The 11,515-nt window shown below is 60.8% G+C and carries 5 protein-coding genes; 4 read left to right on the top strand and 1 reads right to left on the bottom strand.

Features of this window, described 5'->3' with window-relative positions:
- Positions 1 to 148: 148 nt before the first annotated feature.
- Genes ACWDUD_RS30180 through drmB form a run of 4 tightly spaced genes read left to right on the top strand, consistent with a single transcriptional unit; the run spans position 149 to position 8,967 of the window.
- Positions 149 to 2,500 carry a DEAD/DEAH box helicase gene (locus ACWDUD_RS30180; protein WP_450111716.1) on the top strand — a complete coding sequence of 784 codons (2,352 nt, stop codon included), beginning with the start codon at positions 149 to 151 and terminating at the stop codon, positions 2,498 to 2,500.
- Entirely contained in the window at positions 2,497 to 4,017 is a 1,521-nt protein-coding gene (locus tag ACWDUD_RS30175; protein WP_450111715.1) for an NERD domain-containing protein, read from the top strand. Before ACWDUD_RS30180 ends, ACWDUD_RS30175 begins: the two co-directional genes overlap by 4 nt.
- A complete protein-coding gene (locus ACWDUD_RS30170; protein WP_450111714.1) occupies positions 4,014 to 7,187 on the top strand; it encodes a helicase-related protein in 3,174 nt (1,057 codons plus the stop codon). Before ACWDUD_RS30175 ends, ACWDUD_RS30170 begins: the two co-directional genes overlap by 4 nt.
- Positions 7,168 to 8,967, top strand: a complete 1,800-nt coding sequence (gene drmB, locus ACWDUD_RS30165; protein ID WP_450111713.1) for a DrmB family protein — start codon at positions 7,168 to 7,170, stop codon at positions 8,965 to 8,967. Before ACWDUD_RS30170 ends, drmB begins: the two co-directional genes overlap by 20 nt.
- 304 nt (positions 8,968 to 9,271) lie before the next feature.
- On the opposite strand, the gene ACWDUD_RS30160 is transcribed toward drmB, so the two are convergent.
- Positions 9,272 to 10,873 (bottom strand): Hsp70 family protein, encoded by a 1,602-nt coding sequence (locus tag ACWDUD_RS30160; RefSeq protein WP_450111717.1) that lies wholly within the window; start codon positions 10,871 to 10,873, stop codon positions 9,272 to 9,274.
- Between the last annotated feature and the right edge of the window lie 642 nt (positions 10,874 to 11,515).

Raw genomic sequence — 11,515 nt, 5'->3', positions numbered from 1 at the left:
CTCTACCAGGTAGGACCCCACGTCCTCATCTCACGCCACACCGCCCGAATGTCCCCGGCCGCCGTCAGCGAACTCCTGGTGAGAAAACCTCACTGGCCGGACGTATCAGGTAATTTCTCCTGTTCGCTGGGCGGTGGACCGCGCAGGCGTGGTGAACACGACCCGCGGCTTCAAACCGCCGTCGGAAGCTGTTTCTGCTTCGCTCGTCCAATACGAAGCATTGCTTCCGCTCTTTCGTGGTCCCCGTCGTGTCGAGGACGCACTGTCTCTCCCGAAGGAAGTAGGCGACATCCCGGTCGCGGTGTTGACCGACGCGCTCGCATCCGAACCTGGCACAGCGCAGGTAAACGACGGGACGCTGTCCACCTTTGTTCTGGCCGCGTGTGAAGCTGCCTTCTCTGGCTCCCGTCCACCGCGCATTCTCGCGCGAGTAGGTCGAGGAATCGAGGTCAAGCGACCGGACGCTGTCTACGTAGCTACGAACGATGAGGAGAGACTGTTCCTCAGCTCGAGGCATAAGCCGTACCTTTTTGCGCCGGAACATGTGGAAAAGCTGATTCAGCTCGTTGGATGCCGCTCGTTCGAAGACAGCTTCTCGTTCGCTCTGCTTGTCGAAGGCCAGCAGGAGCCTGAGCGCATCATCGACTTGTACACCGGGCTGCGCACGACTTTTGTCGCTGACAAGGTCGCGAATGCAACGGTTTCGAAGGCTGTGCACATCATCAAGCGCGTCACTACCGAGGACGGTGTCGAGGATCAGTCTCTTCCATGGCACCTGGATGGACTGCAATTGGTGCTGCAGGCAGATTTCGACGAGCGGCGTGTCCTCGAAATCGCCAATGAAGCGTTCGGCCTGGGGTTGTCCAATGTAGAGCTGGCGAACGTGATCCAAGCTGGAGTTGACCAGCGGCTCGAGGAGCAACGTCAGGCCGCCAGAGCCGCCGCCAGTGACGCCGAACGGCTAGAGGTATTTTTCGGCGAGGACACCCTCAAGGAAGGGCTGCCGAAGGGCTTGTGGAACGCGCTGGAAGATCAGGGACTCGTTGACGACTCGACCTCGGTGGCTGAGCTGTTTCTGACGGTATACGGAACGGACTCGATCAAACTTCTCGCGGACCAATTCCAGAACGAAGGACATCACGACGTACCTACCGAATGGGCCGGAAGACCAGCCACGATCTCCTGGTTGCGGAATCTCGGGTTCGGAATGGAGTACGCCGGTCGCCGAAACCAACCGCAACCTTCGGAATTCCTCGTCCCGGGCGCAATCAAACTCAACCCCTTGCACGACTTTCAGGAACGAATCCGGCGACAGCTGTGCGAGGTGTTGACCTTCAGAGGGCCAGAAGGTCGCGCTCTCAAAGGCATGGTTGAGCTTCCGACCGGCGCCGGGAAGACGCGTGTCGCGACGGAAACAGTCCTGAGATTGTTCATCGACGGTGCGCTCCGCGGCACCATTCTATGGATCGCGCAGTCGGAAGAGCTGTGCGAGCAGGCGGTTCAGACGTTCAGCACTGTATGGCGGGGGCTCGGTGACGAACGCCCCCTGTCGATCGGACGCCTTTGGGACTCAGCCACGGTTCACGAGCCTGACACCGAATTCAGCGTCGTAGTAGCCACCGATGCCAAGTTGGATACATCGGTAGCGGGAGATCCTGCATATGAATGGCTGAGCCGGCCGTGTGCTGTCTTCATCGACGAGGCGCACCGCACGGGCGATTCACCACGCTATACACGCATTCTTCGCTGGTTGGGCGTCGACGGCCGGAGCTATGAGAGGCCACTCGTCGGGCTGTCGGCCACCCCATTCAAGGGCAGAGTCGAGAACAGCGAGCCGACCAAGAGTCTCGCTGCGCGTTTTGGCCACAACAAGATGGCGGCATTTGAAGACAATGCGTACGAGGAGCTTTCAAAGCTTGGTGTTCTGTCTCGTGTGAAGCACGAGGTTCTACCGGGTATCGATGTCGTCCTGGAAAAGCGGGAACTTCTCCAGGCGCAGCGAATGCGTAAGCTCGAACCACAGGTGCTCGACCGAATCGGCCGGGACCAAGCGCGAATGAGGATCCTCGTCAACCACATCATGAGTCAGGATTCCGAGTGGCCGATCCTCGTCTTCACACCGAGTGTTCTCTCTGCTCAAGTTCTTGCCGCAACCCTCCGATACCGGGACGTTGAAGCTGCCGCAGTCAGTGGTCAAACCGGTCGCCAGCAGCGCCGCGAGGTAATCGACAAATTCAAGAGCGGCAAGATCAGGGTATTGACAAATTGTGACCTGCTGATTCAAGGATTCGATGCGCCTGGAGTGCGAGCCCTCTATATCGCGCGCCCTACGTTCAGCCCGAGTGCCTACATTCAGATGGCGGGCCGTGGTCTTCGCGGTCCGGCCAACGGTGGTAGTGAGGAGTGCCTCATCGTCGATGTCGCCGACAACTTCGGTGCCGTGAATGACTTCCTCGGCTACCGCGAGTACGAGAAACTTTGGGGGAGTCAGCAGGCATGATTCTGGTACCGGACCTGGCGGATATCGAGTCCGTTGCAACGAGTGACGCGGAACGTAGGGTGGCGCGGCTATTGCGCGCCGTCGAGGGGCCGGCGGATGCCGTGGCCTTCTATTCGGTCAAGTTACGGACGCACTCCGTCAAACAGCAGGGCGAAGCCGACTTCGTAGTCCTGTGGAACGGCCTCGTCATCGTGATCGAGGTGAAGGGAGGGGGAGTTCGCAAACACGACGGGGTCTGGTACAGCATTGACCGGCACCGCGATTGGCACAAACTGCGTGAATCTCCAATGGAGCAGGCGCAATCGGCGATGTATGCGTTGAAGGAGATCCTGACCGAAGAGGGTGTCGGGTGGTTCGCCTCCGAGGCTGTCGTCATCACTCCCGATGTCGATTCTCCCCCTCCCGCGGTGGACTGGAAGAACAGTCATTGGTGGGCCAAGGACCAGATGAATATCCAGGGGATGTCCGACGCTTTCGCGGCAATCGAGGAGGGCGCGAGAACCGCGCCGTTCGGTGTGAAGCGGGCACGCGCAGATACGCTGCGGAGCCGTCTCTTCGGTGAGTTCACCCGTATGCCTGTCATCGATGCGCAGCGAGGTGCAGTGCTGGAGGAGCAGAACCGCGCAACCGAGGGGCAGGCGCGAATACTGGCGGCCTTGTCTCCCAATCCCAGGATGTTGATCTCTGGCGGTGCAGGTACCGGAAAATCTCTGGTGCTCGCAGAGGCAGCAAAGCAGGAGGCAGGGAGCGGAAAGTCGGTGCTCATCACGTTCCACTCGCCTTCCCTTGTTGACTTCTTCTCACCTCGAGTCGGTGACCGAGATATCGACCTGCGCCCTTTCGCAGATCTGACGGGCGACAAGAAGTATGACGTGATCTTCGTCGATGAAGCCCAGGACATCATGAATGCCGCGGGGATGGATGCACTCGACTCCATGGTTCACGGAGGCTTGACAGCTGGTCGTTGGCGAATGTTCCTCGACCAGAACAACCAGGCGCACGTCGATGGTGAATTCGACAGTGACGTATACGAATTGATGAAGCACGATGCGGTTCAGTTCAATCTCGATCGAAACGTTCGCAACACGAAAGCGATCGTGCACGTGGTCCAGGAATACCTTGGAGCCGATGTCGGAGATCCGGGGATCGTCCACGGCGATCGTGTGGAGTGGCGGTGGTCGAACGAGGATATTGCAGGAATCGATGAGGGTGTTGCTGTGGCCCGCGACCTCGTCGCGAATGGTGCTCGGCGCGAGGATATCTGGATCATCGATGTGTCAGGGGATGCCGAACCACGGCGGATCGAAGGTGGATTCCTTGTGACCACCCCACGTTTCGCAAAGGGGTTGGAGGCGGAGCATGTCATTGTATGCAACCTGCCGCACGAGTACGACGAACCTGGCCTCGCGGCCTTCTACGTTGCCGTCACCCGTGCGCGGGTAACGCTTCACATCGTTGCATCGGCGACGGACAAGAAGCGGCTGCAGGACCTCTTCAGAAGGAAGGCTGCCAAATGACGCTCACTGCACCCCAGAAATCGGTCCTCGAGCATCTGCGAGCGTCGTATGTCGGGCCGGAAGCCGGCGATGAGGAAGTGACCACGAATCAGCCGCACCGGCAATATGCGGTCGGCATGTTGTTTCCGCGCGAAGCGGCCCCTCGTGGGGATCGTACGAACTCCGGGGGCGATGTCAGCGCTGATGTTGCGGAAGGGGATGTCGAGGAAGACGGCGCAGGGGTCCCGCTTGCAGAGGACTGGCGTCCCTCCTCGGTGGCCCTTTCGTTCGTTACCGACGGACCCCGAGTAGTCGTCGATTTTTCCTGCGGTACATACACTTCGGTCGATACCGACGGTCCGCCTCAATGGCGTCGCCGCCAGTTCGAAGAGTCTGATCGCACCTTGGCTCGGGAGCAAGGCCCGATCACTCTCGACGTATACGGAATCGGCGTCGAGATCGGTTCCCGCTGGCGTGACTTCAAGGGTGCCTATCTCGTGACAGTCCACGTCCGAGTGCTAGCGGAGTCGACCGGCGACGACCGGCTGGACATCGAACGGATGTTGTTCCAGGTCGAACTGGGGGTCGAGCCCGAGTCTGGGGCAGACATTCTGGAGTACGACACGACACGTTCGTTCGACACCGATGAGGAAGCGGCGGAGCTGCGGCTCCGGTACCGGAATCGGAAGGTCTACGCCGTCGGCCACGGGATGGCCGCGAACTGGGCCTTTTCCGGCGACCGCTGTACCCGGGTATTTCTGGACGCAGTACCAGCGTTCGTCGTTCCGGCGGTTGAGACGACCGGATTCAAGGCAGGTACCAATGAGGCGAAGTCCCTGGAGTTGCGTCACCTCGCGAAGATCGACGAGAGCCCGGACGAAGTGCTCCCGTCACTCGACGCGTTCGTTCGTGCATTCGAGGCCTGGTCCGACGAACAGATGGCACGAGCACAGCGGTTCGACCAGGACGCGCCGGTTGCTATCAGGATTGCGAAGCGCTCTCAGGACGCAGTCGCCAGAATGAACGAAAGCCTCCGTCTTCTTCGTTCGCCTGAGAACTCGAAGCTACGTACTGCCTTTGCACTTGGTATGTCGGCGATGCGGTCGCAGATGCGGCAGGCGCGGATCAACAACGGCGTATTGGAGGAGAAAGTTCAGGAGCCGGCGTGGCGTCCGTTCCAGCTCGGATTCCTGCTCGTCTCTTTGGCGTCCACGGTCGAGGAAGCGCACCAGGACAGGGAGCTCGTCGATCTGATCTGGTTCCCAACTGGTGGCGGAAAGACGGAAGCGTATCTAGGCCTCGCTGCGATCGATATCTTCCGTCGCCGTCTCGTGCACGGTCTGGCCGGCGGTGGAACTGCGGTCATAACGCGCTACACCTTGAGGCTGCTGACGTCCCAACAGTTCCAGCGAGCCGCGGCTCTGATCTGTGCGATGGAGCTCTTGCGGACCACGGACGCACGCGTCAAGGGTATGGCGCCGTTCACGATCGGGTTGTGGGTGGGCAACGAGGTCACACCGGGTGACCGGGGTGAGGCCAAGGATGCGCTAGATCGATTGCACAAAGCCGCACGCCCGGAGGAAGCCAACCAATTCCAGGTCGAGAGCTGCCCATGGTGCCTGACACCGATGGTCCCGGAGAAGAAGGCCGACGATAAGCGCACGTATGGGTTTCGGCTGGTAGGGAGAGACGTCGTACTCCACTGCACCGATGCCACGTGTCCGTTTTCTGATGAACTTCCGCTCGTCGTGGTCGACGAGATGATCTACGAAAACCCGCCCACGATTCTCCTGGCTACTGTCGACAAGTTCGCCCGTCTGCAGTTTCGCCCCGACGCGGGTAAATTGCTGGGTATCGGGACGACCTTCAAGCAACCGTCGCTGATCATCCAGGACGAGCTGCACCTGCTCTCCGGTCCGCTCGGTACCACGGTGGCAGTGTTCGACGCTGCAATTCAGGTTCTGCTAAGCAGGACTGGTGATACACCGAAAATCGTCGCATCCACCGCTACGATTCGGTCCTCCGACGAGCAGGTCAAAGGTCTCTACGGACGTGGCGTGGCGTTGTATCCACCCTCCGGGCTTGACGACGACCGCACCTTCTTCTCGAAGCCAGTGGAGAGCGGTGAAGGTCGCCTCTACGTGGGCCTCATGCCGCAGTCGGTCTCTCAGCCATCGGCGGTGATTGCGGCGACAACCCCCTTGATCGAGGTTCCCGAGGTACTTGCCAAGAAGGCCCCCAATGGACCCTCGCGCGATGCCTACTGGACTCTGGTGATGTACCACAACAGTTTGCGCGAGCTGGGGCGGACCGGAACTCTGGTCGTGGACGACGTGAACGGACGTCTCGAACCCCGCGCGGACCGGCTTGGTTTGGAACACAGACCGGTCAGGGCAGGCAAGGTCCTCGAACTGACCAGTCGCCGCGGAGCGGATGAGTTGCCCAAAGATCTGCGAGCGTTGAGGGTGAGAGCCGATCAGTCGCCCGATGCGGTGGACGTGGTCCTGTCCTCGAATATGCTTTCCGTCGGCATCGACATCCCCCGCCTAGCGCTCATGCTGATGGTGGGCCAGCCGAAGACCACTGCCGAGTACATCCAGGCTACGAGCCGAGTGGGCCGAGGTGACACGAACGGTGTCGTTGTAACGCTGTTCCGATCGAGCCGTGCACGCGACCGGTCGCATTTCGAGACCTTCAGGGGCTACCACGAGGCCCTCTACCGAAGTGTCGAACCTACCAGTGTCACCCCCTGGTCCTTGGCGTCCCGGGACAGATCGTTGGCAGGTGCGCTCGTCGCGATGGTCCGGCACTCGTTCGAGCCACTTGCAGCCAACGGCGTGGCATCTCGACTGGATTTGGGAGACACACGAATCGAGTCGGCGGTCAGCCGGCTCGTCGACAAGTTCCTCGGATATGTCTCTCGGGCGGATGAAATCGAATTCGAGGAGACACACGACGCCGTCTGGGGCTTGCTTCGTGACTGGAACCGTCGAGCAGCTGCGGCGCGTGAAGCGAACGAGCCGCTGAACTACGAACGCTCGAAAGATGTCGAGACGGCGTTGCTCAAACGATTCGGGCAATCGGGCGAGGGATGGTTGGTCAACGACTCGATGAGATCGGTCGAACCGAATGTGGCCGTAGAGGTCCAGGAACCGCAGGAGGAGGTGCACCGTGGAGAAGATCAAGCATGACCTTCGCCTGTCCGAGACGATCTCACCCTTCGGTGTAGGAGCCATTGTCGATATCCGGAACGAGTCCCTCCTCGCCCCGGATACATCTTGGTGGGATCGACGTTTCGCACCTGAGATCAGTTGTGAGCGTCTCATGGCCCGACTCGGGGCCGGTGTCCTGAGGCGGCCGCCCACGCATGCCGGCCACACCGCCAAGGACACGCCTGCGCTGCCCTATTGGAGATTCCCGGCGTGGCGATTCTGCGAACGCTGCGACAAGCTCTCCAAGCTCACCGGAAAGAAGCAAGGCAAGTGGAGCAATTCGTGCGAATGTGGAGGGCTCCTTGTACCGATGCGTTTCGTGGCAATCTGCGTGAAAGGTAGTCACGTCCAAGACATTCCTTGGTTCCAGTGGGCACATCGTGGGGAGGAGGCAACGCAGAACGAAAAGGTTCGGTTCTGTCGTGATTACAAGGCACTCCGGTTCGAGAAACTATCGAATCGGGGCGAAGGTCTGTCCTCACTCGTTGTCACCTGCTACGGGTGTGGGAACTCGCGTTCAATGTCGGAGCTCGTGACGAAGGGTTCATTGCACCGAGATGGGATCCGGTGTGCAGGTCGTCAACCTTGGGAACCGGAAAGCTCTGTGAAAAAGCCGTGTGAGCATCAACTGGTCGCGGTGCAGCGCGGTGCAACCGGGAACTACATCGCTGAGCGAATCTCCGCCCTCGACATTCCTGAAGAGCGGCCACAATCTGTTGAGGCCGCTGACAAGATTCGCAGCCATGTGTATTTCGAGAAAGTAGTAGCGGACAATGGGGGCCCTCAAGCTGAAATCGTAGCAGGTTGGATCGCCGACGAATTGAAGGTGACCACCGAGCAGGTCCTAGCAGTAGCCGCCGGAAATGAGGCCGGTGCAGATGAGATGTTGCTCGATCTCAAGGATGGGGAGTGGGCTGCGTTTGTCAAGAAGCTTGCGGGCGGCCGTGACCGTAGCGGGAGCGACTTCGTAGTCGACGGGTGGACTCTGGACGGTGTGGCAGGCCCTGACAGCCTTCTTCGAAAAATCAGTGCTATCGGACAGGTTAGGCGAGTTCGGGAAGTTCGTGCCCTACGTGGCTTCCGTCGACACGATGCTGATGCGGCCCTGATCAACGCCGATCTCGGACCGGATCAGTGGCGGCGGCCCACGTACCCTGCGGTTGAACTTTTCGGTGAGGGAATCTTCTTGAGGTTCGACGAGGCCGAACTTGCTGCGTGGGAGTCCCGGGCCGATGTGCAAGCGCGAGCACGCATTCTCCGTGAGCGAAGAAACGATAGCCAGTGGGCAAGCAGGCTGGATGTCCCGGAGCCTCGGTATGTTGCACTACATACATTGTCGCATTTGATTATTCGGCGACTGGCGTTTGCGAGCGGGTATGCTTCTGCTTCCCTGCAGGAGCGGATCTATGCCAATTCGGATCGCGTGGACAAGACCGCTGGGATCTTCATCTATACCGCTGCCGGCGATGCTCAGGGAACGCTTGGCGGCCTCGTGAGACTTGGGGCCCCGGACAAGTTGGTCCCACTCCTGGTTTCAGCGCTGGACGACGCTGACTTCTGTTCGAATGACCCGGTATGTATCGAAAGCGACAGGCAGGGCGCTTCCCAGCTCAATCTCTCAGCGTGTCATGGTTGTTCTTTGATCAGTGAGACATCATGTGAAACCGGGAACCGGTTGCTCGACCGCCAGCTGGTGCTCGGTGGAAGCGATGTCAAGGGACTTCTAGATGGAGTGCTTTCCGAGATTCGAGCGCTGTGAAACCCTCGAGTCCCGAGTTGCATCGGTTTGGACGATATGAGGGGCTGGGCTGGGGTCTCACTCACATGTGAACGTGGGTTGCTGGCAGGAATCGGATTCTGGCTGGTCGAGCCACGAGGTGTGGGAGGCCCCAGCGATGTATCAGCATCGGCCTGATTCGCCACGTCGAACAAGCTGTACAAGCCGAGCGCGGTCATCAGTTGTCGACGGCGGGTGAAGACTTCACCCGCCGTCGACTGCCCGGATGCTGCCTCCGAGCGAGTTCTCTGTTCGTCGTCACCGGCAGTCTTGGCTGGATGACGGTTCAAGCTGTCGGAAGGCTGAATTCGAGCCCGGGTGCGGAAATTAGCTCGGTATTCTTGAAATCGGGCCGCCAGATCAAGGTGCTGTGTGTGTCTGGAACGCTGAGCACCGAAACGAGTTTGTATGTCGAATTCGGCATGAAACCATCATTCGTCTCATAATCCCCGCATTTGGGGTCATAGCTGGTGCCGATGCTCGGTAACACTCCGCCTTGCGCGTCGACCGCCGACCACGAGTAGGGAGCCAGACCGGAGCTCGAATCGTCTGGCGTCGGGCCGGTGACCACCGTGTAGTGCACCACCACGGTCTTCTCGTCGTCGGACATGATGCAGTTCGATGGGTTCACCTCGATGTCTGTGATGGTGACGGACCGGTTGCACACCTCGCCAGTGCATCCTTTGGTCATCGTTTCGCCGATTGTGCCGATGAGGTTCCCCCGCCGGGTGAGTGCACCTGCTTCCGTTGCGGTCTGTGGCCCAGCGACTACCACAGCTCGGGATTCCGTTGGTGCTGCGGCCGAGGACGCAGATGCGATGGTCATCGCGGTCGCTCCCTCCGCTACGGCGGCCGCCGCACCGGTGGGCGTTTCCTGCCCGGTCAGCGCTACTACGATGGCGACACCTCCGAGGAGTACGGCACCGGCCGCTGCGGTCGACAACCACAGCTTCGTGCGCGCGGTATCGGGCGCGGACGTCGACACCGGCGCGGCCGCTGCGGGTGTAGCTCCAGGTGCGGACACGACGGGCGACAGTTCGGGAGTTGCGCCGCTGCGAGACGGTGTGTGCAGGGCTCCTTGTGCCACCACGGTTTTCGGATCGTCGAGGGTGGCGATGGGTCCGAGTTCGGCCAGTCGGCGGTGCACCAGCGGAATTCGGGACGATCCGCCGGTCAGGTAGAGCGCGTCGAGCGAGCCGGCATCGGCACCGGCGTCCGCCAGAGTGTGCCGGGTCAGTTCGAGGGCCCGGTCGATCTGTGGGCCGATGATCTGCTCGAACTCTTCCCGGGTAAGCGACAGGGCGGTGCTGTGGCCGTTGCCGGTGACGCGGATCGTGGCGTTCGGTTGATCGGAGAGCAGTTCTTTCGCCCGCCGGATCTGACCGTTGAGGGCCTGGATGTCCTGGGGTGGCGCGGATCGGCGAAGCCACTCCAGCAGCTGCGGCTCGCGGTCGGTCAGTTGCTCGTCGACCCACCTACGGATCAGCGCATCGAAGTTCTTGCCGCCGAGCGCGTTGTCACCGCGAGCAGCGACAACCTCGAACGTGCGGGTGTCGGTGGCCTTGAGGACTGCCACATCCAGGGTGCCGGCGCCGAAGTCAAATACTGCGATGGTGGCGCCGACGGGCAGCGGCGTAGTCCGGGTGTAGTAGTGCACCGCCGCCCGTGGTTCGGAGATGGTGGTGACGGTGGTTGGATCGATGCCGACCAGGGCTGCGGCGTCGGTGAGAATCCCGATCTGATCCGATGACCACGCCTCGGGGTGGGTGAGGACCACCCGGCTCGGCTGCTCGTTGTTGTGTATCGACACGGCGCGGTCGTAGACCAGGCGCAGGATCGCAGCGACCAGCACCGACGGTTGGATCTCGTACCCGTTGACCGGCACCATCCCGAACCCGAGCATGCGTTTCGGGGAGGTCAGCAGAGCCTGCGGGTGCTCTTCGGCCTTGTTCAGTGCGGCGTCGCCGGCGAACACGGTCTCGGGGGATTCGACGTACACCGCCGAGGGCATCAGGTTGCTCTGATGGCTCAACGCCAGGACGTGCACACCGTTGCCGGACGGGCTGGTATGAGCCGCCGCTGTGTTGGATGTGCCGAAGTCGATGCCGAGAGTCCAGTCCTGTGCCACCAGCGTGCCCCTTTCTTACTTGACCGAGAACCGGGATGTCCGATTTCTCGAGTTGTGTCGCATGTGTTTCGCTTCGCGGATCGAGAGGGTTACCGAGGGACGGGGGTCGGTCTCGTGGACCTGCCATTTGCACATGTCAGACCCGTGTGCGGCATCCCGATCGGACGGTTGGGTGTGATCCCTCGCGAGGATGTGAGTCTCAGCCACGGATTCCTGCGCGCCAATCCCTTTGCGGCTCACACTCAGCGGAAGCGTATGGCCGTCGTGTGCGCTGCCCGCGGTGGTCGTTGCGTTGCCTACTGCGGGCTGTCCATGGCCATGAGAAAGTGGATCTGTCGCACTTTCCGTGAAGGTCCTAACGGCCCCCTGATCAGGGATGATTCGGTATCAACCAAGATCATC

The sequence above is a fragment of the Rhodococcus sp. NPDC003382 genome (genome assembly GCF_053589135.1).
This window is presented reverse-complemented; position numbering and strand designations above follow the sequence as displayed.

Bases quoted from the DNA above. Each gene is read 5' to 3' on its own strand.
- ACWDUD_RS30175 (WP_450111715.1), top strand. From the start codon at position 2,497: ATGATTCTGGTACCGGACCTGGCGGATATCGAGTCCGTTGCAACGAGT.
- ACWDUD_RS30170 (WP_450111714.1), top strand. From the start codon at position 4,014: ATGACGCTCACTGCACCCCAGAAATCGGTCCTCGAGCATCTGCGAGCG.
- ACWDUD_RS30160 (WP_450111717.1), bottom strand. From the start codon at position 10,873: ATGGTGCCGGTCAACGGGTACGAGATCCAACCGTCGGTGCTGGTCGCT.